Source organism: Embleya scabrispora (genome assembly GCF_002024165.1).
Taxonomy (GTDB): domain Bacteria; phylum Actinomycetota; class Actinomycetes; order Streptomycetales; family Streptomycetaceae; genus Embleya; species Embleya scabrispora_A.
In genome coordinates, this window is the sequence record NZ_MWQN01000001.1 from 1,696,950 (window position 1) to 1,720,539 (window position 23,590).

Below are 23,590 nucleotides of genomic sequence, written 5' to 3' on the forward strand. Positions count from 1 at the left end.
GAACCCCTTCTCGGTGCGGCCCGAGAGGCGACCCCTCGCGGCACGACACGTGTCAACGGTGCGGGCGAAAGGCGGGGCCGGGGGTGCTTCCGCCACCCCCGGCCCCGCGCTTCGGAGTCAGCGCGGGTCGCGCTTGAGGAACAGCAGGTCGTCCGCGGTGTACCCGGCGCCGAGCTTGCGGTCGGCGTAGTGCGCGGAGAGGACCTGGTCCAGCTCCTCCGGCGTGAAGGTGGCCTGCTTGGAGTCGAACTTGGCCTGGAGAGTGGGGCGTTCGATCACCGCGACGAAGCCGCCGTGCACCACGAACGCCTGCCCGGTGACCTGTTCGGCGGCCGGGCTGGCCAGGTACGCGACCAGCGGCGCGACGTGCTCGGGCGCCAGCGGGTCCAACTCGCCCTCGGCCAGCGCGCCCGCGCTCTCCCCGAACACGTGCGTGGTCATGCTCGTACGCGCCCGCGGGCAGATCACGTTGGCCCGGACGCCGTACTTGACCAGCGCATTGGCCGTGGACATGGTCAGGCCGACGATCGCCGACTTGGCGGCGGCGTAGTTCGGCTGGCCGGCCGAACCGGCCAGCCACGCCTCGGACGCGGTGTTGATCACCCGTGCGTACACCGCGCCGCCGGTCGCCTTGGACTTCTCCCGCCAGTACTTCGAGGCGTGGTGGGTGGTGTTGAAGTGGCCCTTGGCGTGCACGGCCAGGACCGAGTCCCACTCCTGCTCCGTCATCGAGAAGATCATCCGGTCGCGCAGGATGCCCGCGTTGTTGACCACGATGTCGATCGAGCCGAAGGTGTCGATCGCGAGTTGTATCAGCTTGCCGGCCGCGTCGAAGTCGGAGACGTCGCCGCGGTGCGCGGCCGCCTTGCCGCCGGCCGCGACGATCTCGGCGACGACGTCGTCGGCGGGGTTGGGGCTGCCTTCGGGGGCGAAGTCGTTGATCACGACGGCCGCGCCCTGCTTCGCGAGTTCGAGGGCTTCGGCGCGGCCGAGGCCACGACCGGCGCCGGTGACTACGGCGACCTTGCCATCCAGCGACGTGGTCATGCGGATTCTCCCGTGGGGTCGGTGGCTTTGCTGCGGTCGCGTGTGGGTTGGCTTGGGCAGTGGTCTGCCCACCCGCCCACCCGATGCGCCGGGTGGGCGGGCTGCGGATTACGGCGCCGCTTGGTGTGGGCTTAGGGGTGCTGCCGGGTGCCGGCGGTGCGGTTCGTCAGAGGGTGACGATGGTGCGGATCGACTCGCCGCTCTTCATCAGGTCGAACGCGTCGTTGATGTCGGCGAGGGTGAGGCGGTGGGTGATCATCGCCTCCAGGTCGAGCCGGCCGGCGCGCCACAGCTTGGTGATCCTGGCGTACTCGGAGACGATGTCGCCGCCGCCGTAGATGCTGCCGATGATGCGCTTCTGGTCGAAGAACAGCTCGAACATGTTGAACGAGACGTTGTCGTCCATCGCGCCCGCGCCGACGATGATCACGTCGCCGCCGCGGCGGGTGAGCTCGTACGCGCTGCGGGCGGTGAACGACTTGCCGACCACCTCGAAGACGTAGTCGAAGCCCTGGCCGGCGGTGAGGTCGCGCTTGGCGTCCGCGGCCTGGTCCGGAGTGATCGCGTGCGTGGCGCCGAACTTCTTCGCCCACACGTGCTTGGACTCGGCCGGGTCGATCGCCACGATCTCGGCGGCGCCGGCCGCGCGCAGCCCCTGGATCACCGCGATGCCCACGCCGCCGGCGCCGATCACCGCGCAGGACGCGCCCGGCTCGATCCGCGCGCTGTTGAAGACCGCGCCGACACCGGTGGTGACGCCGCAGCCGATCAGCGCCGCGATCTCGTAGGGCACGTCGTCGGCGACCTTGACCGCGCACGGCGCGGCGACGACGACCTCCTCGGCGAAGGTGCCGGTGCCGGTGAAGCCGTACGACGGGGTGCCGCCGAAGGTGAAGTTCTGGTTGCCGGCGTTCATGAACCCGGCCAGGCACAGGTTGGACTGGCCGCCGCGGCAGTAGTCGCAGGCGCCACACGGCGGCGCCCAGCAGATGATGACCCGGTCGCCGACCGCGACGCTGCTCACGCCGTCGCCGACCTCGACCACCTCGCCGGCGCCCTCGTGGCCGGGTACGAACGGCGCGGGCTGGGGCAGGACCCCGGTCATCGCGGACAGGTCCGAGTGGCACACGCCGGTCGCGTGCAGCTTGACCCGCACGCGCCCCGGGCCCATGCCCACCGCCTCGACGTCGTCACGAACGTCGAGCTTGTCCTGGCCGGTCTCGTGCAGAACCGCTGCGCGCATGGGGGCTCCTCGTTTTTCCTGCACCAATACTTGGCTCGGTCAAGAACTATAACGTGTTCTCGTTTTGACTCAAGACCAATGACACGGTCAAGGTATCCGCCCCCGCTGTGGGACGAAAGGCATTGCAGGTCCCCCAACGAATCCCCACCCCTGTACGTCACATCACATGGCAGCCGAGGGGCGGACGGAATGGGAGCACGGATGACGGGCACATCGGAAGGCGGCGAGGCCGACGGCACGGCGTTGGCCCGGCTGTTGGCCGCACGCGGCTCGGCGCTCAAGGGCTACGCGTACCTGCTGTGCGGCGACGCGGCGCTCGCGGAGGACCTGGTCCAGGAGGCGCTGGTGCGGGCACTGGGCAGCCGACGGGCCCGGTCGGTGGAGCATCTGGAGTCCTACGTCCGCAAGGTGATCCTGAACCTGGTGATGGACGGCACACGCCGGCGCACCCGCTGGTTGCGCATACGCCCGCTGTTCGTGATGCCGACGGAACCCACCGAGGACGAGGGTTCGACCTCCGCGGTCCGGCTCACCGTTCGCGACGCGCTTCTCGGCCTGTCCCCGCGGCAACGCGCGTGCGTGGTCCTTCGCTACTACGAGGATCGCTCGGTCGCCGGGATCGCCGAGGAGTTGGGGTGCGGCGAAGGCACCGTCAAGCGCCACCTGCACGACGCCAGGCGGACACTCGCGGACATGCTCCGCGAACTCGACACGACAGCGGAGAAGGTGGGTCATGGAGTCTGAGGAAGAACGCATCACCGGCGTGCTGCACGAGTTCGCGGCCGGCGCCGGCGCGCTGACCCTGCGCGCCGACGACATCGTGCACACCCGTCGGCACCGGACCCGCCGGCGTGCATCGCTCACCGCGGCGGCCACGCTCGCGGTCTGCGCGGTGGTGGGGACGACGGTGGCGGTCGGCGCGGGCCGCACGGACGGGGGAGAGCATCCCGCGGCGAGGCCGTCGAAGACCGCGGAGCCGGACATCGTGCACGGCCCGCTCACCTTCGAGTGCGGAAAGCCGCTGCCGGTGCGGCCGGTGACGGCGCTGCCGGGGATGTCGCTGCGGATCGTATCGGTGGAGAATGATCCGCCCGTGTGGACGACTCCGGAGATCACCTACGAGATCCAAACCGCGTTGCCCCCGAATCTCGGGCCCACCCACGTCCGCGGGCGCGCGCTGATCCTGCGGGACTCAATCATTGTGGGTGGACCCTTCGTCCCGACGCCACCCGGAGCACCGGCGCCCATGGGCAAGTGGACGTCTTTCGGCCCGATCACGGATAAACCAGGGCAGGCATTGAATATCGTCGAGCAACTGCCGGACACGTTGTGCGGCACGACGACCTGGTCCGCGATCCGCGCCGACCCGGCGCGATACCGGATCGCCGTCGTGACCACCGCCTACGGCGAGACGGGAAAACCGGCACCGGACAGTCCGCTGCTGATCGCCGAGACCGGGATCGGGGGGCACTGACCCCGACCGGACGACAGCGAGCCGGGCACGGGCGCGAGGCGGAAGCGATCCGCCCCGCGCCCGGAACGCATCGTCAGGCGCCGTACTCCACCACCGTGTCGGACAGCACGATCGCCTCGTCGCGTTCGACGGCGCAGGTGTTGATCAGCAGCCTGCCGTCCTCCTCCCAGACCTTCACGCGCATCGTCTCGCCGGGGAAGAAGATCCCGGCGAACTTGGTGCGATAGCGCTTGACCCGCGAGACGTCGCCGCCCAGGACGTTGTCCACGACGGCCTTCAGGGTCAGCCCGTACGAGCACAGGCCGTGCAGGATCGGGGTGTCGAAGCCGGCCGCCTTGGCGAAGTCCGGGTCGGCGTGCAGCGGGTTCCAGTCGCCGGACAGGCGGTACAGGAGCGCTTGGTCGGCGCCGGTGGGCACGTCGATCGTGTGGTCGGCCGGGCGCTCCGGCACCTCGATCTTCGTCGCCGGCCCGCGCTCGCCGCCGAAGCCGCCCTCGCCCCGGACGAAGATCTCGGCGCGGGAGTCGTACAGCTTGGTGCCGTCCTCGAGTTCGGCCGACGATTCGAGCACGATCACCGCGGCCTTGCCCTTGTCGAAGACGTCGGCCACCCGGCTGGTCGCCTTGACGCCCTTGGCCTTGGCCGGCAGCGGGTTGTGCACCACGATCTCCTGGCCGCCGTGCAGCACCGCGCGCAGGTTGATGTCGATGCCGGGCAGCGAGGAGAGGCTGCCGCCGACCTTGGTGCCGGCCACGGTCGCGAACGTGGGCAGCACGTGCAGGTTCTTCTCGTACGTGTAGCGCAACTCGTCCGCGCCGGTGGCGGGCGTGCCCGCGCCCAGGCCCAGGTGGTAGAGGATCACGTCCTTGTTCGACCAGGCGATCTCACCCGTGCGGGGCTCTGCTCCGGTGGCCTTCGCGGCGTCGATCGGCATGGTGTCTCCTCTGGTGTGGCTGTGATGATGACCGGTGACTCGGGACTGCGATGGCACCACCCGCCCGGGCCGCGCCATCCGCCCAAAACTAGAACTCGTTCTTTTTACATGCAATGATCGGCCATTCGCCCGGCTGCGGCCGGGATCACGTCACCCCGGGAGCCGTCATGACCGCCGCCGCCCCCGAAGCCGCGGACGCCGCCGCCGAGCCGCCGCCCGTACCGGCCGACGTACTGCGCGAATTGCGCCTGACCTGGACGCCGCGCCCGGACCCCGACAGCGCGGGCCGCGCGGCCCGACACCGCCTTGCCGAGGCGACCCGCCGCCTGATCGAGGCGGTGAAGACGGTCGACCCGCACGACGCCGAGGCCATGCTCGAAAGCGTAGCTGACGATGTATCAGATTTGGCGGATCGCATTGCCTCATTGACCCGTGTGGGCGAGCGCACACCGACCTCGCGCGACCTGGCCCTGCACGAGCGCAGCCCGTTCATCGGCGCGGCGAACCCGATCGCACCGCCGATGTCGATCACCGGCGACGGTCCGCTGGTGCGCGCGCATGCGACCTTCGGCGCCGCGTTCGAGGGCCCGTACGGGCGGGTGCACGGCGGCATCGTGGCGGCGGCGTTCGACGAGGTGATGGGCTGCGCCCAGTCCGGTGCCGGGGCGCTCGGGATGACCGTGTCGCTGACCGTGCGGATGCGGCGGGCGACGCCGCTGTACACGCGGATCGACTACGAGGCGGGCGTCACCCGGGTCGAGGGCCGCAAGGCGTGGGTCACCGCGCGCTCGTACGCCGACGGCGAACTGGTGGCGGACGCGGAGGCGTTGTTCATCCGGGCGGCGCGAGCCTGATGCGGCGTGGGCCGGTGCCGCCGGGGCGGGGCCCGACGCACGGGGCGAGGCGGGATCGCGTCGGGGTCGGCGCAGCGGCCGCGCACGGACCCATGGCCCTCCCGGGCCCGAGTCGGGACCGATCCGCCGGGCGGGACCGGCCCGCCGGGCGGTCGCTCACGCGCGACGGCGTCGGGGGCGTACAGCTCGTACGCCCCCGACGCCCCGCTCAACCGGCCCTCATCCCGCCGTCGACCCGGCCGTCCACGTGCCCGGTCCCCGTGGGCGGGGCTACTTGAGCGCGATCCGGTCGAACAGGATCAGGCCGTCCTCGAACAGCGACAGGCCGTCGATCTTGGCACTCTTGCCCTGGACCGCGGCGGCGAAGGACTTCTCGTAGGCGAAGAACGGGACGTCCTTGACGATCTCGGCCTGCACCGTCTGGTACGCGGTCTTGCGCACCGCCGGGTCGTCACTGTTGCGGGCGTCGTCGAGCGCCTTGTCCACCACGGGGTTGTTCCACTTGGTGCGGTTCTCCGACCCCTTCGAGTGGGTGAAGTTGTAGAGCACCGGCTCCGGCTCGTCGAAGGTGATCACGAACTCCGAGGCCTGGAAGTCGTTGTTGATCATCACCTTCTGGATGTAGGCCGCTCCCTCGAGGAATTCGGTCTTCATCGTGATGTTCTTCATGTTGCCGATCTGGGTGAGCCAGTATTCGGCGGTCAGTCGCGCGCTGGCGCTGCTGTTGGTCGTGTATGTGAAGTTCAACGACTTGCCCTCGGCGGCCAGTTCGTCGAGCAGCTTCTGCGCCTCGACCCGGTTGTTGGTCGCGTACACGGCCTCCGGGTTCGCGAACGGCGACGCGGGCTGGAACAGGCCCTTGAGGGTCTGGCCCGGCGAGCCCTGGATCGTCTGGTTGCGGTCGTCCGGGTTCATGATCAACGCGAACGCGCGGCGTGCGCGCGGGTCGTTGAACGGCGGCTTGGACGTGTCGAACATGGTCATGAAGCCGCCGCTCTTGGGGTCGAGCGTGACCGTCATGCCGTCCTTGCGGGCCTGTTCGGTGGACGGGAAGTGCGCGGTGGTCATCAGCTGGGCCTGGCCCGAGGACAGCGCGGCCAACCGCTGCTTCTGGTCCATCACCGGCTTGAAGATCAATTCCTTGAGCGCGGGCTTGCCCTGGCTCCAGTAGGAGTTGTTGCGCTCCAGCGTGAGCTGCGAGTCGCGCATCCACGACTTGAGCTTGAACGGGCCCGCGCCGACCGGCTTTTGCGCGAACAGTTTCGGGTCGGACCGGATCGCCGTGGGCGATCCGATGAACGCGAGGTTGTGCGCCACGACGAGGTCGAAGTGGGCGTTCGGCGCGGGCAGCGTGACCCTGACGGTCAGCCCGTCGACCGCCTCGAATTTCATTCCCTTGACGGCGGTGAACTGTACCGACCGGTTCGCGGGATCGGCGTGCCGCTCCCAGTTGAACTTCACCGCCTCGGCGTCCAGAGCGGTGCCGTCGGAGAACTTCACGTTCGGCTTGAGCTTGATCGTCCACACCGAGTTGCCCTCGGCGGCGGTCGCGCTCTCCGCGATCTGCGGTTCGGCTTTGCCGGTCTTGGGGTTGATCCAGAAGAGCATGTCGAACACGGCCGCGGCCTGGTTGCCACCGGTGAGGGAGGACACCGTGGTCATGACCGGGTCGATGCCCTTGGCCTCCTGGGTGATGAGCACCGTCATCGAGCCGGAGGCTCCGCTGCCGGCGTCGTCGTCGCCACCGCAGGCGGTGGCGCCGAGCGTCAGGCCGACGAGTCCCGCGACCACGCCGGATCGGCGCAGCAGGCGGGTGGAGAGGGGTGTGGAGTTCACGGTTCGCACGGGACGCTCCTGCGTTCGGGAAGCACAAGGCACGCCGTCCCGGGAGCGGGGTGGCGTCGTTTCCTTGATCCAGACGTGGATGTACGGCCACGGTAAGGAGAAATCTGACGGGCCGTCAAATAACAATTCGGCACCGTCCGTGACGGTACCGCACCCCCAATCCCCAATTTCCACCGCCTGATGTGACGCTCCGTCAGCACACCTGGACCCTGTGCCGGGAGCACAACCCATCCTGGCCACCGACCGGACAGGACCTCCGATCGAGCGCCTTCCAGGACGATGAGCCGACGCCCGACGAATACCCCACCCGGGTCCCGAAGGCGGCCCAACCCCCGAAGCCGGCCATCCACTTCCTGGCGCTCGATCACCGGAGCCCACGCAATCATCACCCACGACCGGCAACCCAGGACATCCACACACATCACCCCAGCCCCAAGCCCGCAACGACAAGCGAATCACCACACGGGGCGGACGCGCTCGCCGCACGGGCAGCGCGGCCCGGACACCAAACCGGGCGGCGTGCACAACGCGGGTCTGGACGCAGCCGGCGGCAACGAAATCCACATCGGCACCCCCGCGACGCCTACCGCGCCGACGCCGTGAACTCGGGCAGCCAAGATCCGCACTGCGGACGGATGGACGTCAAGTAAAGCGCGGCGTCGGCACGGCGACGCAAGGAAAGCACCGCACGCGGGTCGCAAAAACCGGCAGTCACCACCCAAGCGAGTCACCAAAAGGGGACGTCGCGCCGGTCGTCCGACCCAGCCGCGTCCCCGTCCCCGTCCGCATGGTGTCCTGTTCTGTTGCGACGTGCCGCGAATACCGATTCGGCAGCCGGGGCCGAACCTGGGTCGGAGTGGCGCGATGTGGCCCGTGCCGGCTGTGGCCCTGCTCGGGGCCGGATGCGACTCGGGCAACTCCGATGGCTCGTCCACCGCCCGGAGTGCTGCGGTGTCGTCGCCCGCCGGCTCATCGAGCGGGTGGGGCCCGGACCCGACCTCGTCGGGCACGACGCCATCCGGTCCGCCGACACTGCCGGGTGACGGCGCCCTCGTCACCGATGCGCCGCAGTCGCCGCAGAGCCGCCCACCACGCGGGCGCCGGGTGCGCCCTACGCCACGACCACCACCGGGGTGACGGAACGTCGAGGGCAAGCACTACCGGACGCTTTCGCACTCGGCGCCATGCATGCGCCCACGAGCGGAAACCGGTGCGCGGCGGTCAGCGGATAGCCGTCACGGCGCGCGCGCCGGCGCACCCCACAAGGCCCGCCCATGCCGCCGGGTGCAGGGCGAGCACCGGGGAGTCGACCACCTTGCTGTCCCTCAATCCGACCACGGCCCCCCGAACCGCAACCTCGACGCAGTTCTCTCCCCCGCTGTAGCTGCTGGTCGTCCATCCCCCGCGAGCTTCCATGCCGTCCCCAGTTCCGCGAGCCTACGTGCAACGAGTTGCATCGAGTCGTCCGCACCGAGCGCTGCTGCCTGAAGTCGATCGTAAGCGAACGAATACGCAGCGATACAGGCCGGCCGTGAAGTCCACAAAGCCCCTGACAGGGCTTCCGTATAAACGACTCGTCTGTCTCCGAAGTCGAACAGTGTGAACGGGCCCGCCATACCGGGGTGTCCGCCGGAACTGAGAGGCAGCACTTGAAGTTGCACGTGAGGCAGGGGCAACACCGTGACAAGCAAGTCGGCAAGTTGGGCCCGCAGCACCGCGTCGCCTCCAAGGGGCCGGTGCAAGACGGGTTCGTCGATCAGGAACAACAGCACGCGCGACCCGTCGGGAAACGCTTGGAGGTCGGCAAGTCGCCCGGTGCGCTTTCGCGCCCGCCGAATCACCTCGTCCTCGGGAAGCGCGGGCAAATAGGCGCGGATCGCTGCGACCGCGTATTCGTAGACTTGGAGAGGCCCAGGGATCAGGCTGGATTCGTAGGCGCGCGTGACGACTGCACGCTGCTCCGCTTGAACGAGTCGATTGATGCGGGCGTCGGAACCTTCACTCGGATCGGTGCGCCACCATCCGGACTGCTCGCCTTCGTGCAAACCCTCGATGACGTCGATGATCCGAGCGCTTGCGACTTCATCCTGAAACCGCCGCGAGCCGACTGGCGGCGCGAAACCGAGCATGGTGAGGGGCAACCCGAACAGCGCCTCCAGGACTGTCTGGTAGTCACTCGACGACCAAGGGGGCTCCGCACTCTCCCAGCGCCGAACCTGACGCATGCCGACCCCGATTCGGAGCCCGCATTGCGCCGCCATGTGCTCGAACGCGTCGGCCAACCGCTGCTGCGAATGCCATCCGCGATCGGCACACAGGCTAACGACCTCGGCCGAGGTGTTCGGCCGATTCATGAGTGTTCACCGATGGCGAATGGTGGCGATCGGACGGCGATGGCAACCAGACGGCGCGAGTGAAAGTCGACCGACCGCCTCTTCCGGTCAGGGCCGGAGGCCCTTGAGGGTCAAGTCGACCAGGCTGTCGGCGTATTCGGGGGTCAGGGGGCCGCTGCGGAGCAGCCAGCGTTGGTATAGGGGGGCGTAAAGCAGTTCCAAGGCGAGGTCCAAGTCCAGGTCGGGGGCCAGTTGGCCGGCGCGTTGGGCGCTGCGTAGGCGCTCCTTCTTGGCCTCGTCCACGGGGGCGGCCATTTTTTCGTGATAGAGCCTGGCCAGCTTGGGGTCGTTGATGATCTCGGCGTTGAGTGCGCGAATCGGACCTTCGAAGGCGGGATCGGCGAACTCCGCGACGGTCTCGCGCATCAGGTATTTGAGGTCCGTCTCGAGATCACCCGAGTCGGGCAGCACGATGCCCTCCCCCGGGTCGCTCAGGGCGAGGAATGCCTCAAAGACGACCTCACCCTTCGAGCCCCACCAGCGGTAGATGGTCTGCTTGCCGACACCCGCCCGCGCGGCGATCGCCTCGATGGAGAGCTTGGCGAAGCCCAGTTCGGAGACGAGTTCGCGGGCGGCGGTCAGGATTGCCCGACGGGATTGTTCGCTGCGCCGGGACGGATTCGGCCTGCCGCCGGACCCACCCTCGGCACGCGCGCCCTCCGCGCTGCGGTCACTGCTGTCGTCGATGGTCATGGCCTCAATATAGCGCAAACGCGAGACGATACGTCTCGTCTTGACATCCCACCATCGAAGATGCATGCTTCAGTACAACGCAGCGAGACGCAACGTCTCGTCTCACGACGTAAGGAGTTGTCACCCATGTTCCGCGCCCAGCCCTCCGTCGCACCCTTCGCCCACCGGTTCACCGACGAGTTCTCGGTCCTCGACACGCGGACCACAGGTGGCTCGGCTCCGCGGATCACCGCCGAGGTCGTGGCGAGTACCACCAAGGCTGCTCCGCCGATCGCGTCGCCTCGGCCGCAGCTTCGACGCGCTCGGCGCGTCGGCGTCCCCCAACCACCTCGGACCGGTCGTCGCACGGCGGCCTCGTCCGGCTACCGACCCAGGTGAACCCGATGACGAGAGCCACAGAATCCACACCGGCCGCCCACGACCTCACCGACCCCAGCCACTTGGAAGAGAGCACGCGCATGACCACCACCGCACTCCCCACCACACCCGCTGCCACAGCGACCCAAGCAACCACCACCGCCGCCGCCATCTCCCGCGACCCCCGCGTCTGGTTCATCACCGGTGCCTCTCGTGGCCTGGGCCGTGCGTTCGCCGAGGCCGCGTTGGCCGCCGGTGACCGGGTCGTGGGCGCCGCGCGGGATGTCACCCCGCTGGCCGACCTGGTCGCCGCGTACGAGGACCGCTTGCGGCTCCTGACCCTCGACGTCACCGACCGCAACGCGGTGTTCCGCGGCGTGGCGCGCGCCGTGGCGGCCTTCGGTCGGCTCGACGTCGTGGTCAACAACGCGGGCGCGAGCCTGATCGGCATGGTCGAGGAGGTCACCGAGGCCCAAGTCCGCGCCCACTTCGACGTCAACTTCTTCGGCGCCCTGTGGGTGAGCCAGGCCGTACTCCCCTATCTCCGCGAACAGGGTTCGGGCCACATCGTTCAAATCAGCTCGATGGGCTCGGCCGTGGGCTTCGCCGCCACCGGTCTCTACAGCGCGAGCAAGGGCGCCCTCGACAACATGTCCGGCGCGCTGGCCATGGAGGCGGCGAGCTTCGGGGTGAAGGTGACCCTGGTCCAGCCCGGCGGCTACGAGACCACGCTGTTCACCCAGGGCCTGACCATGACGACCGAGAACGAGGTGTACGCGCCGCTGCGCGCCGAACTGGCGGAAATGTGGGGGGAGTCGAAGGACGCCGACCCGGCGAAGGCAGCCGCCCTGTTGCTGCGCATCGTCGACATGGCCGAGCCGCCGCGTCGGATCATCCTGGGCGGCGCGGCCTACGACATGATCGCCGATCTCGACCGCGCCCGTCGGGAGGAGGTGGCCCGGTGGGAGGAGCTGAGCCGCGAGGGCGACTGATGCCTCGGATCGGCCACCGGCGCGGCGGCCACTGGTCCACCTCTTCGGAATTGGCTCCTGACGGCAGACCACTCGGCCAGTACGGTCGGCATCATGGGTGCAGAACGTCGCGGTTTGCTGTTGGGCATGGCGGCCTACGTCATGTGGGGCCTGTTTCCCCTCTTCTGGCCACATCTGAAGCCTGCGGGCCCGGTCGAGATCCTGGCCCACCGGATGGCCTGGTCGCTGCTGTGCATGCTGGTCCTGCTCGCGGTGCTCCGGCAGTGGTCGTGGATCCGCGAATTGGCGCGCACCCCCGGCAAGTTGATCACCGTGACGGTGGCCGCCGTGATGATCTCGATCAACTGGGGCACCTACATCTACGGCGTCAATCACGACCAGGTCGTGGAGACCTCGCTGGGCTACTTCATCACGCCGCTGGTACTGATCGGCATCGGTGTCGTGGTCCTCGGCGAGCGCCTGCGCAGGATTCAGTGGGCCGCGGTGGCGCTGGGGGTCGCGGCGGTGGTGGTCCTGATCGTGGCCTACGGCCGGGTCCCGTGGATCGCGCTCACGTTGGCCGCGTCGTTCGCCACCTACGGCTACGTCAAGAAGCGGATGAACCTCCCCGCGATCCACTCGCTGGCGGTCGAGACGGCGGTGATGTTCCTGCCCGCGCTCGGCTACCTGACCTGGTTGGCCTGGACCGGCGAGGGCACGTACGGGCACGAGGGGGCGCCGCAGGCCCTGATGCTGATGGGCGCGGGCGTGATCACCGTGATCCCGCTGCTGTGCTTCGCGGTGGCGGCCAACTCGGTGCCGCTCAGCTCGATCGGCATGCTGCAATACCTGGCCCCGATCATCCAGTTCGGGATCGGCGTGGCGGTCAACCACGAGCCGATGCCGGCCGCCCGGTGGGCGGGCTTCGGTCTGGTGTGGGTCGCCCTCGTGGTGCTCACCTTCGACGCGATCCGCCAGTCCAGGCGCGAGCGGGTCGACGTTCCGCCCACCGCGATGGCGGCCGAGGCCCCGGCCGTCATCGAGCCCCGGGATCTGCCGGTGTCGGCCGCACCGGAGCGGGAGGCAACCTCGTGAGCGTCGAACAGTTGCGGCTGGCCGTCTACCGGGGCTTCGCCGACACGGGGCGGGCGCCCTCGGACGCGGAACTGGCGGCGACGCTGGGCGTGTCGGAGTCGACCGTGCGTGCGGGGCTGCGGGCCCTGCACGAGCAGCGGCACATCGTGCTGCGCGACGACGCGATCGTGATGGCGCATCCGTTCAGTGCGGTGCCGCTGGGCTTCTCGGTGATGGGTCGGCACACGCTGTGGTGGGGCGGTTGTGCGTGGGATTCCTTCGCCGTGCCGCACCTGGTGGGCGAGGAGGTGCTGGTCGCGACCCGATGTCCGGGGTGCGAGGGGGGCGCTGGCCTGGAACGTGGGCGTCGACGAGCCGCCGAAGGGCGACGAGGTGGCGCACTTTCTGGTCCCGATCACGATGTTGTGGGACGACGTGGTGCACGCGTGTGGCAACCAACGGTTGTTCTGCGACGAGGGCTGTGTGGACCACTGGCTGGCCCGCACCGGCCAGACCCGCGGCTACGTCCTCGACCTCACCAAGCTGTGGCGCCTGGCCGAACACTGGTACGAGGGCCGCATGCACCGAGGCTATGAACGCCGAGACCCGGCATCGGCAGCCACATACTTCACCTCGGTGGGCCTCCAGGGCCGGTTCTGGGGCCTGTGACACCTGCACACACCGGACCATCCCCGCGGCCGGGGACCGGCCGACGGTCAGTTGTCGGCCACCGCGAGCGTGACGCCGAAGCCGGCGATGACCGTCCCGGTCGACACATCGAGCGCGCGCCGAAAGCGCGGCCGTCGCAGCCTCGCACGCAGGCTGTTCGCGCCGAGGATGATCGCCGCGAACCACACCATCCCCTCGATGTCGTGGACGAGGGCGAGCAGTATCCCGAAGGCCAAGTGCGGGGCACCGGAGGGAATGAACTGCGGAATCATCGCCATGTAGAAGACACCGACCTTCGGATTGGTCAACGACGTGAGCACGCCGCGCCCCCACGCCGACCACAACCCGGGCGCGGCCTTGGCACCGCCTGCCGAGGCGGCCTCGACGTCGACGTCGGTGTAGCGATTCACCCACGCGGCACGCAGCAATCCGTAAGCAAGCCAAAGCAGGTAGCAGGCACCGACGATGCGCAGACTCGTATAGGCAACCCGAGAGGTGGTCAACACCGCGGAGACCCCAGCCGCCGCAGCCGCCCCCCAAACCAGCGTCCCGGCCCCTATGCCAAGCGCCGTCGCGAACCCGTGCCGCTTGCCCCGAACCAGCGCCGCCCGCAACACGATCGCGGTATCCGGCCCAGGAACGACCGTCAACAGCCCCGCAACCAGGGCGAACGAGGCAAGGTAAGAGAGGGCATCCATGAGGACATGCTGCCGGCCGACTCAACCCCCCGGCCGAGCGGTACCGGAAGCTGCCGCATAGTCACGACGCGGCACACTCACCAAACAAGAACGGCGGCTGCGCAAGACCGCCCGACCCGGTCCACGGGCCCACAACGCAGGCCCGAGCCCGCCAACCATCCACCTCGGCCAAGGCGAGGCTTCCCGAGTGAACCGGGCTGTCCCTGGCGGGCGTTGTGCTCTCAGTCGCGGGGTGCCGGTACGGGGCCGGTCCGAGCCGGTCATGAACCGCCGACGGCGGTCGGGGCTCGGAGAGTTGGGTCCCGACGAGAGGCTGCATTGGCCGACGGAACCCGGCTGGCAACGGGAGAGCGGGACGGCGCTCGGGCCAGGCTCTCCGACAGCCCTTCCCGAGTCGGCCGGGCGCTTCCGGCCCACATTGCGCTTCGGTTGCGAGGTGGCCGGTCCGGGGCTTGTCCGAGTCGGAGATGGGCCGCCGCCGGCATTCGGGGCTCCGAGACGGGGAGCCACGGCGGGGCGGATCCGTTGGTCGCCGAAAACCGACCGGCAGCGGGGAGCGGGAGGGCGCTCAGGTCAGGCTCTCCGACGGCCCTTCCCGAGCGGGCCGGGCGCTTCCGACGCGCGCTGCGCCTTGGGCTGCGGCGTGGCCGGTCCGGGGCTTGTCCGAGTGGGTGATGGGCCGCCGCCAGCGTTCGGGGCTCCGAGCCCCGAAGCTCCCGACGAGACGGGCGTATTGCTCGGCGAAAACCGGCCGGCAGCGGCGGAGTGGGTGGGCCGGCAGGTCGAGTCCGCCGGGGAGCCTTCCCGAGTGGGCCGGGCGCTTACGACGCGCGCTGCGCCTTTGGCTGCGGGGTGGCCGGTCCGGGGCCGTCCGAGTCGGAGGTGGGCGCCGCCGGCATTCGGGGCTCCAAGGCTCGAAGCTCCCGACGAGACGGGCGTGTTGGTCGACGAAGACCGGCCCGCAGCGGCGGGGACGGAGGGCGGTCGGGTTGAGTATTCCGGGGGCTTTCCGATCGGGTCGGGTGGTTTGGGGGTGCGGTGGGTCTGGGGTGCGGAGGGTTCACGAACCCGGATCGCGTGGGGTGCTGTTGCCTTGGTGTGAGAGAAAACCGCAGGTCGGTGCGGCGGGCGCCTATTTGGGGTGTGCTTCGGGATCCAGTTTCGGACTTTGCTGGGCGCTTCGGGTCTTCGCGACGGCCCCTGTGGGGTGCCGGTGTCCGAGCCGGTTCCGATGGGGCGGTTTCGTGCGCTCCGCCCCTGCGTTGAAGGGGCGGAGCGCACGAAACCGGCACTCGGCGCCTGACTTTCCATACCGGCCACGCAAAACCGCAGGTCGCCGAAGCTCGAAGCCATCAACCACCCCGCCGGGATCCGGTTTCGAGCCTCAATGCCTCCCCGATGCCGGCGAAACGCCCTGACTCACTCACTCGGGAAGGCTCCACGGCGGACTCGACCCGACCACCCACCCTCCCCGTCGCTGCCGGCCGGTTTTCGCGGAGCAACGCGCCCGTCTCGTCGGGAGCTTCGGGTCTCGGAGCCCCGAACGCCGGCGGCGGCCCACCACCGAGTCGGACAAGCCCCGGACCGGCCACCCCGCAGCCCAAGGCGCAGCGCGCGCCGGAAGCGCCCGGCCCACTCGGCAAGGGCCGTCGGAGAGCCTGACCTGAGCGCCCTCCCGCTCCCCCGCTGCCGGCCGGTTTTCGCCGACCAACACGCCCGTCTCGTCGGGAGCTTCGGGTCTCGGAGGCCCGAACGCCGGCGGCGGCGGCCCATCACCGACTCGGACGAGCCCCGGACCGGCCACGCCGCAACCCAAGGCGCAGCGCGCGTCGTAAGCGCCCGGCCCACTCGGGAAGGGCCGTCGGAGAGCCTGACCCGAGCGCACTCCCGCTCCCCGCTGCCGGTCGGTTCGGCGACCAACGGATCCGCTTCGCCGTGGCTCTCCGTCTCGGAGGCCCGAACGCCGGCGGCGGCCCACTACCGACTCGGACAAGCCCCGGACCGGCCACCCCGCAACCCAAAGCGCAGCGCGCGCCGGAAGCGCCCGGCCCACTCGGCAAGGACACCCGGAGAGCCTGACGCGAGCGTCCACCCGCTCCCCCGCTGCCCGCCGGTTTTCGGCGACCAACGGATCCGCCTCGCCGTGGCTCTCCGTCTCGGAGCCCCGAATGCCCGCGGCGGCCTGCCGCCGGCTCGGGCAGGCTCTGCGCCAGGTAGCTGCGGCCGCGAGCGCGACGTCCGCCGAAAGCGCGCCGTCCGCTCGGGAGGGCCCGGAGGGGCCGTCACGGGCGGTCGTCTGCCCCGCCGTTCCGGCCGGCTTCGCTTCGGCGGGCGACGTGCCCGTCTCGTCGGGTGCTTCGGCCCTCGGCGCTTGGGTCGTTGTCAGCCCTCTCGGGATATCAGGGACAGGATGTGGGTGCGGCCTCGGTCGGCGAAGGCTGTTTCCAAAGTTTTGCGGTCGGATTCGGTGAAGGGGCGGTATGGGGTGGTTGCGCCGTTTCGGGGGTCGCGCCACCAGATGGGGTCGGGGGCCGTGTGCCAGGCCTGGCGGGTCAGGACTCTGGTGAGGATCTTGTTCGTGCTGGTTTGCGGGAGGGCTTCGGCGATCCGGATGTAGCGCGGGTGCCAGGCGCGGGACAGGTCCGGCTGGGCCTCCAGCCAGTCCGCGAAGGCCGCCGGGTCGAAGGTGGCGCCCTCGCGCAGGACCAGGGCCGCCATCGCCTGGTCGCCCGCCGCCTCGTCGGGCACGCCGTAGACCGTCGCCACCGCCACGTCCGGGTGCCGGGACAGGATCCGGGCGACCGGCGTCGCGCCGAAGTTCTCCCCGCCGACGCGCAGCCACTCCCCCGTGCGGCCGGCGAAGAAGACCAGGCCGTCCTCGGTGCGGTAGGCGAGGTCGCCGCTCCAGTACCAGCCGTCGCGCATGCGCTGCGCGGTCGCCGCCGCGTTGTTGTAGTAGCCCTCGAAGGTGCCCGCGCCGCCGACGTTGACCAGTTCGCCGACCGCCGCCTCGGGGTTGGTCATCCGGCCCGCCTCGTCGAAGGCGGCGGGCGGGCATTGCTCGCGCGTGTCCGGGTTCAGGATCCGGATGTCGCCGTTCGGCCGGCCCAGCGCGCCCGGCGGCATGTCCGGGACCGGGCTGAACGACAACCCGCCCTCGGTCGAGCCGAACCCGTCCCGCACCGTGCAGCCGAAGCGCCGGGCGAAGCGCTCGACGTCCTGCGGCCCGCCCTCGTTGCCGAACACGCGCGTCAGCGGATTGTCCGCGTCGTCGGGGCGCTCCGGCGTGGCCAGGATGTACGACAGCGGCTTGCCCACGTAGTTGGCGTAGGTGACCCCGAACCGCCGCACGTCCGGCAGGAATCCCGACGCGGAGAACCGCCGCCGCAGCACCAGTTCGGCCCCGGCCGCCAGCGCCGGCGCCCAGCACGTGACCACCGCGTTGGAGTGGAACAGCGGCATCGCGCAGTAGGCCACGTCGGTCCCGCCCAGCCGCTCCATGGCCACCACGCTCGCCCCCTGCCCGGCGATCTTGCCCTGCGAGCAGACCACCGCCTTGGGGTGCCCGGTCGTCCCGGACGTGAGGATCAGCATGAACGTGTCCTCGACCCCCGGCCGCTCGACCGGCGGCTCGGCCCCCGCGTAGGGCTCCAGCGCCCGCGCCCAGGCCGGATCGTCCACGCACAGCAGCCGGTCCGCCGGGAAGTCCGGCGCGGCGTTGCGCAGCTGCTCCAGGTGCGCCGCGTCGGTGAGGACGAGCGAGCAGTCGGTGTGGTCGATGTCGCGCGCCAACTCCGTCCCGACCCGGGTCGGGTTCAGCCCCACGATCACCGCGCCGGACAGCGCCGCGGCGCCGAGCAGCAGCGGAAACTCGGGCACGTTCTCCAGCATCACCCCGACGTGCCACGGTCGACCCTCGACCCGCAGCGCCCGCAGCAGGGCGGCTCTGCGCGCGGATTCCGCGACCACCTCGGCCCAGGTCCACACCCGGTCCTCGTCGCGCAGACCGGCGCTGTGGTCCCCGGCCCGCTCGCGCAGCAGTGCGTCCAGTGTGATGCTCCAACGTCCAGACACGACAGGGCTCCTGACGGGCAGACAGACAGACGGACGGGTGGACAAACCAACCGACACACCTACATGGCACGATCAAGCTTCTGCTTCGCGCAACCTAACCCGCGTGCGCGCGGATCGGAAGACGGCCAAGATCGATACCGGACCGGAACCACACCGAATGTGGCCTCGCTTGCCCGCACGTGACGCGTCGGACAGATTGAAGCCGTACGCATCGGGGGAGGCAGGCATGGACATGAGTATGGATTCGGGCATACCAGGCAGAATTCGCAGCGCGCTTTTCCTTGACTTTGACAATATTTACAGCGGACTGCGGGAGACGGACCGCGCGTCCGCGGAGATTTTCGCTCGCAAACCGTCCCAGTGGTTGGAGTGGTTGGAGAACGAGGCAACCGAGCGCGGCCTGCGCCGATCGTTGCTCGTCCGCAACTGCTACCTCAACCCGGTGATGCACGACCGTTACCGGGCGTTCTTCACGCGGTCGGCCTTTCGCGTGATCGACTGCCCGCCGCTGACGGGCCGGGGCAAGAACAGTGCCGACATCCACATGGTGATGGACGTACTCGACACGCTCCAGCACTCGACCAGGTTCGACGAAGTGATCATCATGAGCGCCGACGCGGACTTCACTCCGGTCCTGCTCCGGCTGCGCAGCCACGACCGACGCACGATGGTGATCGCCAGCGGTCCGGCCGCCCAGGCGTATGTCGCCGCGGGCGACGTGGTGATCAGCGATCAGGAGTTCATCGAGCGGGCGCTGCGCGACGAGATCGACGTGGCGCCGGCCGACGAGGGGGTGCGCGAGCAGGTGATGGCGCACGTACGCGAGCAACTCGACGGCTCCGAGGAGCCGATCGTGCTCGCCACCCTCGCCCACTCGGTGCTGCAACAGGTCGGTCGCGAACAGGTCACCCGCACCCGCTGGGGCGGGGCGGCCACCTTCTCTTCGCTGCTCGAACTGATGCTGGAGCAGGGCACCGACGAGAAGTTGTCGATCAGTCGGGTCCCACCCGGGTACATCTACGACCGCACCCGGCATCAGCCGCCCTCGGCTCGCCCCAACGGCCAGGGTCGGATGGACCACCTGCGCGAGCCGGTCCGCGACCTGATCGACCGGGTGGCCACGGTCACCGGCGCACCGCGGCTGTCCCCGGAGGAATACCACGTGCTCTTCGCGGAGTTGCACGCCGAGGTCAGCGAGAACGGCTTCCAGGGCAACCAGACTTCGGGCGCGGTGCGCGACCGGTGTGCCGAGCGTATGCAGACCATCGCCCGCAAGGCGATCGCGTTCGTCACCACGGGCCTGGTCTACTCCGGCTACTGGTCCTCCACCGCACACCCGGTCGCCTCCGCCGACGACCTCGCCGTCGCCTTCCTGCGCAACGTCGAGACGTTGTGCGCCAACGCCCGCCTCTACCTCAACGACACCGAGCGCGCACTCCTGGCCGAATGGCTGCTCGGCACCGCGAACACGAGCCACGCGAACACGAGCCACACGACCACGAACCACGCGGGAGCCGCGAACCAAGCGCCCGCCGCCCCCGCCCCCGCCCCCGCCGGCCCCGCCGCCGCCGGCCTCTCCACCGTCCCCGGTACCAACGGCGCATAGCCGGTCCGGCGGGTGCGACCCCGAGGGCGCACCCGCCGGACCGAAAAGGCGGCCCGCACCGGGGCCACCCGCGCTAGAACTGCCCGCGCCGGTACAACCCCACCACCGCGGCGCCGCCGAGCCCGATGTTGTGGGTGAGCCCGACCTTGGCGTCGGCAACCTGGCGGGCGTCCGCCAGACCGCGCAGCTGCCAGCTGATCTCGGCGGCCTGGGCCAGCCCGGTGGCGCCCAGCGGGTGGCCCTTGGAGATCAGCCCGCCCGAGGGGTTGACCACCCAGCGCCCCCCGTACGTGGTGGCGCCCTCGGCGACCAGCTTCCCGCCCTCGCCCTCGCCGCACATGCCCAGCGCCTCGTAGGTCAGGATCTCGTTGATCGAGAAGCAGTCGTGCAGCTCGATCACGTCGACGTCCTCGATCCCGAGGCCGGACTGCTCGAAGACCTGCCGGCCGGCCGCCGCCGACATCGGCTTGCCCACCACATCGATGCAGCTGTTCGAGGCGAAGCTCTCCTCGGTGTCGGTGGTCATCGACTGGGCCAGGATCTCGATCGCCTGCTCCTCCAGGCCGTGTTCGCGCACGAAGCGCTCGCTGACCACGACCGCCGCGGCGGCGCCGTCGGAGGTGGGCGAACACTGCAGCCGGGTGAGCGGCGAGTGGATCTCCTTGGCGGCCAGCACCTCGTCGAGCGAGTACTCGACCTGGAATTGCGCGTACGGGTTGTTCACCGAGTGCCGGTGGTTCTTGACCCCCACGTGCGCGATCTGCTCGGCGGTGGTGCCGTAGCGGGCCATGTGCTCACGCGCCGCGTTGCCGAAGATCTGCGCGGTCGGCGGCGCGGTCATCGAGAACCCGTGCGCGTCGCCCATGATCTTGTAGTGCCGTGCCACCGGCGACGTGGAGAAGTCGCCCTCGCCGCCCCCGCCGAGCGAGCCGCGCTTCATCTTCTCGAAACCGATCGCGAGCACACAGTCGTTCAGCCCGCCGGCGACGAACTGACGGGCCATCATCAGCGCGCTGGAGCCGGTGGCGCAGTTGTTGTTCACGTTGTAGACCGGGATGCCGCTCAGGCCCAGCTCGTACACCGCACGCTGACCGGCGGTGGACGCCTGGAAGCAGTAGCCGACCGGGGCCTGCTCCACCTTGTCGTAGCCGACGCCCGCGTCCGCGAGCGCCTTGCCGCCGGCCTCCTTGACCATGTCCCAGTACTGCCAGTCACGGCTCTCCGGCTTCTCGAATTTGGTCATGCCGACGCCGACGATGAACGCCTTTTGTGCCATGTCGCCAACTCCTACGGAAACGGATCGGAACGGAGAAGAGAAACGAAAACGGAAACCCGAAAGAATCAGCCAACCAACGGCAGGACCTACTTCTCGCTCGGCTGCGGGTCCCTGGGCAGCCCGAGGATGCGTTCGCCCACCACGTTGAGCTGGACCTGCGTGGTACCGCCCGCGATGGTCAGGCAGCGGCTCATCAGGAAGCCGAACGCCGCCTTCTGCCCCTCGCCCTCGTCCACCGCGCCCAGCGGACCGAGCAGTTCGAGGCTCAGCTCGGACTCGCGCTGCTGGTGCGGGGTGCCGACCAGCTTGCGTACCGACGCCCCCGCGCCCGGCTCCAGGCCGGACAGCCGGGCCAGCGTGGTGCGCAGCTCGATCAGCGCCAGCGAGGACGCCTCGGCCACCAGCGCGCCCAGGCGCTCCCGGAAGCCGCCGTCCACGAACTCGCCCGCCGGGCCGTTCACCGCCGCGACCAGATTCGCGATGCCGGCGCCGAACGAGCTCCCGGCGCCCATGTGCACCCGCTCGTTGCCGAGCGTGTTGCGGGCCACCTGCCAGCCGCCGTCGACCTCGCCGACGACCATCTCGTCCGGGACGAAGAGGTCCTCGAGGAAGATCTCGTTGAACATCGCCAGACCGCTGATCTCCTTGAGCGGACGGATGTCCAGGCCCGCCGAGGCCATGTCCACGATGAAGTACGTCAGCCCCTCGTGCTTGGGCTTGTCCGGCGAGGTGCGCGCGAGCAGGATGCCCCACTGCGACTCACGGGCCCGCGAGGTCCACACCTTCTGGCCGTTGATCAGCCAGCCGCCCTCGGTCCTGGTCGCGCGCGTGGAGATCGCGGCCAGGTCGGAGCCCGCACCCGGCTCGGAGAACAGCTGGCACCACTGGATCTCGCCGCGCAGCGTCGGCGGCGCGAACCGCTCCTGCTGGGCCGGCGTCCCGTACGCGATCAGCGACGGGATCACCCAGTTGCCCATGGTGATGTCCGGCAGCCGCACACCGAGCGCCTTCATCTCCTGTTGGATCACCAACTGCTCGACCGGACCGGCCCCGATGCCGTACGGCTTGGGCAGGTACGGCGCCGCGTAGCCCAACGGGGCGAGCCGCGCGCGCTGTTCGGCCCCGGACTCGCCGGCCACCTCGGCCAGGATCGCCCGCGCGGTGTCGCGCAGCCGCTCCGCCTCCTCGGGCAGGTCCAGGACCAGGTCCCGGCGCGCGCCGGCGCTCGCCAGCTCGGTCACCCGCAGCCGCCAGTACGCGGCGGGCCCCGCGTACTGACGCAGGGTCAGCCCCCGGCGCAGGTAGATGTGCGCGTCGTGCTCCCAGGTGAAGCCGATGCCGCCGAGGATCTGTACGCAGTCCTTGGTCGTGGTGAAGGCCGCCTCGATCGCATACGTGGCGGCGATCGCGGCGGTCAGCGACCGGGTCGGCGCGTCCGAGCCCGCGTCGAACGCGCGCGCCGCGTCCCAGGTGACCGCGCGCGACTGCTCGACCCGCACCAGCATGTCCGCGCACAGGTGCTTGATCGCCTGGAACTGCCCGATGGGGCGGCCGAACTGCTCGCGCACCTTGGCGTACTCGGTCGCCGTGTCGAGCGCCCACGCGGCCACGCCACAGGCCTCGGCCGACATCAGTACGGCCGCCAGGTCGCGGGCCAGGGTCTCATCCACACCGGCGAGCACCCGCGTGGCCGGGACCACGGTGTCCACCGTCACCTCGGCGCCGCGCCGGGTCGGGTCCACGCTCTTGAGCGCCCGGACGTCGACGTCCGGCGCGTCCACCGCGACGTACACCACGTCACCGTCGGCTCGGCGGGCCGCCAGCACCAGCACGTCGGCGAGCGCCCCGCCCAGGATCGGCGTGGCCACGCCGCTCACCCGCAGCCCGCCCGCCTCCTCGGCGGCGGTCACGGTGCCGGGTCCGGCCGCGACGGCGCCGATCAGCGTGCCGTCGACCAGACCGGGCAGCAGCTCCTTCGCCGCGTCGCCGCCGTCGGCCTGCAGCAGCGCCGAGGCCAGGACGGTGGGCAGGAACGGGCCGGGGAGCATGCCGAGGCCGGCCTGTTCGAGGGCCACCGCGGTCTCGACCAGGCCGTAGCCGGCGCCGCCGAACTCCTCGGCCACATGCATCCCGAGCAGGCCCTGCTCGGCCAGGGCCGGCCAGTGGCCGGGGCGCTCCTCGCCGTCCGCCTCGAGGACCCGGCGCACCTCCTGGATGGGTGCAACACGTTGCACCCATCCACGTACCGATTCCGCCAGGGAGCGGTGCTCCTCCGTGATGCCGATGGCCATATCGCGCCTTCCATGACTTCCGTGACTGGGTCCAGTACTTGCGATAGTAGAACCCGTTTCAATTGTTGGGGACCCCGATGTGGCCCCCGAC

The 23,590-nt window shown here is 70.0% G+C and carries 18 protein-coding genes; 7 read left to right on the plus strand and 11 right to left on the minus strand.

Going from position 1 to position 23,590, the window contains the following annotated elements:
* Positions 1–117: 117 nt before the first annotated feature.
* The gene (locus tag B4N89_RS07375; RefSeq protein ID WP_078975047.1) at positions 118–1,047 is read right to left on the minus strand and encodes a 3-oxoacyl-ACP reductase; all 930 of its coding nucleotides are present in this window, start codon (positions 1,045–1,047) and stop codon (positions 118–120) included.
* Between the two features lie 166 nt (positions 1,048–1,213).
* Positions 1,214–2,290, minus strand: a complete 1,077-nt coding sequence (locus B4N89_RS07380) for a Zn-dependent alcohol dehydrogenase (protein ID WP_078975048.1) — start codon at positions 2,288–2,290, stop codon at positions 1,214–1,216.
* Between the two features lie 201 nt (positions 2,291–2,491).
* Here B4N89_RS07380 and B4N89_RS07385 point away from each other — a divergent pair, with 201 nt between their 5' ends.
* Both B4N89_RS07385 and B4N89_RS07390 read left to right on the plus strand, forming a co-directional pair.
* Positions 2,492–3,034: an RNA polymerase sigma factor gene (locus B4N89_RS07385; protein ID WP_078975049.1), complete on the plus strand. Its 543-nt coding sequence runs from the start codon at positions 2,492–2,494 to the stop codon at positions 3,032–3,034.
* Positions 3,024–3,764, plus strand: a complete 741-nt coding sequence (locus tag B4N89_RS07390; protein ID WP_078975050.1) for a hypothetical protein — start codon at positions 3,024–3,026, stop codon at positions 3,762–3,764. The genes B4N89_RS07385 and B4N89_RS07390 overlap by 11 nt, the downstream gene beginning before the upstream one ends.
* Positions 3,765–3,837: 73 nt before the next feature.
* Here B4N89_RS07390 and B4N89_RS07395 read toward each other — a convergent pair whose 3' ends face one another.
* Complete coding sequence (locus tag B4N89_RS07395; protein WP_078975051.1) at positions 3,838–4,698, minus strand: MaoC/PaaZ C-terminal domain-containing protein; 861 nt, start codon at positions 4,696–4,698, stop codon at positions 3,838–3,840.
* Positions 4,699–4,865: 167 nt separating this feature from the next.
* On the opposite strand from B4N89_RS07395, the gene B4N89_RS07400 reads away from it, so the two are divergent.
* Positions 4,866–5,552, plus strand: a complete 687-nt coding sequence (locus B4N89_RS07400) for a PaaI family thioesterase (protein ID WP_143657885.1) — start codon at positions 4,866–4,868, stop codon at positions 5,550–5,552.
* Between the two features lie 270 nt (positions 5,553–5,822).
* Here B4N89_RS07400 and B4N89_RS07405 read toward each other — a convergent pair whose 3' ends face one another.
* The 4 genes from B4N89_RS07405 to B4N89_RS07415 all read right to left on the minus strand — a co-directional run bounded on the left by B4N89_RS07405 (position 5,823) and on the right by B4N89_RS07415 (position 10,483).
* On the minus strand, positions 5,823–7,388 hold the full coding sequence (locus B4N89_RS07405; RefSeq protein WP_235618510.1) for an ABC transporter substrate-binding protein: 1,566 nt from the start codon (positions 7,386–7,388) through the stop codon (positions 5,823–5,825).
* 1,230 nt (positions 7,389–8,618) lie between these two features.
* Positions 8,619–8,813: a DUF397 domain-containing protein gene (locus tag B4N89_RS07410; RefSeq protein WP_078975054.1), complete on the minus strand. Its 195-nt coding sequence runs from the start codon at positions 8,811–8,813 to the stop codon at positions 8,619–8,621.
* Entirely contained in the window at positions 8,723–9,751 is a 1,029-nt protein-coding gene (locus B4N89_RS50665; RefSeq protein WP_143657886.1) for a DUF5753 domain-containing protein, read from the minus strand. Before B4N89_RS50665 ends, B4N89_RS07410 begins: the two co-directional genes overlap by 91 nt.
* A gap of 87 nt (positions 9,752–9,838) precedes the next feature.
* Positions 9,839–10,483 (minus strand): TetR/AcrR family transcriptional regulator, encoded by a 645-nt coding sequence (locus tag B4N89_RS07415; RefSeq protein ID WP_078975055.1) that lies wholly within the window; start codon positions 10,481–10,483, stop codon positions 9,839–9,841.
* A gap of 383 nt (positions 10,484–10,866) precedes the next feature.
* Between B4N89_RS07415 and B4N89_RS07420 the strand changes: the two genes are divergently transcribed.
* The 3 genes from B4N89_RS07420 to merB all read left to right on the plus strand — a co-directional run bounded on the left by B4N89_RS07420 (position 10,867) and on the right by merB (position 13,554).
* The gene (locus B4N89_RS07420; RefSeq protein WP_321170680.1) at positions 10,867–11,832 is read left to right on the plus strand and encodes an SDR family NAD(P)-dependent oxidoreductase; all 966 of its coding nucleotides are present in this window, start codon (positions 10,867–10,869) and stop codon (positions 11,830–11,832) included.
* A gap of 93 nt (positions 11,833–11,925) precedes the next feature.
* Positions 11,926–12,906, plus strand: a complete 981-nt coding sequence (rarD, locus tag B4N89_RS07425; protein WP_078975057.1) for an EamA family transporter RarD — start codon at positions 11,926–11,928, stop codon at positions 12,904–12,906.
* 339 nt (positions 12,907–13,245) lie between these two features.
* Complete coding sequence (gene merB, locus B4N89_RS07430; protein ID WP_268812470.1) at positions 13,246–13,554, plus strand: organomercurial lyase; 309 nt, start codon at positions 13,246–13,248, stop codon at positions 13,552–13,554.
* A 47-nt stretch (positions 13,555–13,601) separates the two neighbouring features.
* On the opposite strand, the gene B4N89_RS07435 is transcribed toward merB, so the two are convergent.
* Together B4N89_RS07435 and B4N89_RS07440 are read right to left on the minus strand one after the other, a co-directional pair.
* A complete protein-coding gene (locus B4N89_RS07435; RefSeq protein ID WP_078975058.1) occupies positions 13,602–14,252 on the minus strand; it encodes a LysE family translocator in 651 nt (216 codons plus the stop codon).
* 2,382 nt (positions 14,253–16,634) lie between these two features.
* Positions 16,635–18,326, minus strand: coding sequence for a long-chain-fatty-acid--CoA ligase (locus B4N89_RS07440; RefSeq protein WP_235618511.1), 1,692 nt, complete (start codon positions 18,324–18,326; stop codon positions 16,635–16,637).
* 238 nt (positions 18,327–18,564) lie between these two features.
* On the opposite strand from B4N89_RS07440, the gene B4N89_RS47595 reads away from it, so the two are divergent.
* Positions 18,565–19,932, plus strand: coding sequence for an NYN domain-containing protein (locus B4N89_RS47595; RefSeq protein ID WP_235618899.1), 1,368 nt, complete (start codon positions 18,565–18,567; stop codon positions 19,930–19,932).
* Between the two features lie 73 nt (positions 19,933–20,005).
* Here B4N89_RS47595 and B4N89_RS07460 read toward each other — a convergent pair whose 3' ends face one another.
* Both B4N89_RS07460 and B4N89_RS07465 read right to left on the minus strand, forming a co-directional pair.
* Positions 20,006–21,208, minus strand: coding sequence for a lipid-transfer protein (locus tag B4N89_RS07460; protein WP_078975061.1), 1,203 nt, complete (start codon positions 21,206–21,208; stop codon positions 20,006–20,008).
* Positions 21,209–21,294: 86 nt separating this feature from the next.
* Positions 21,295–23,499 carry an acyl-CoA dehydrogenase gene (locus B4N89_RS07465; RefSeq protein WP_078975062.1) on the minus strand — a complete coding sequence of 735 codons (2,205 nt, stop codon included), beginning with the start codon at positions 23,497–23,499 and terminating at the stop codon, positions 21,295–21,297.
* Between the last annotated feature and the right edge of the window lie 91 nt (positions 23,500–23,590).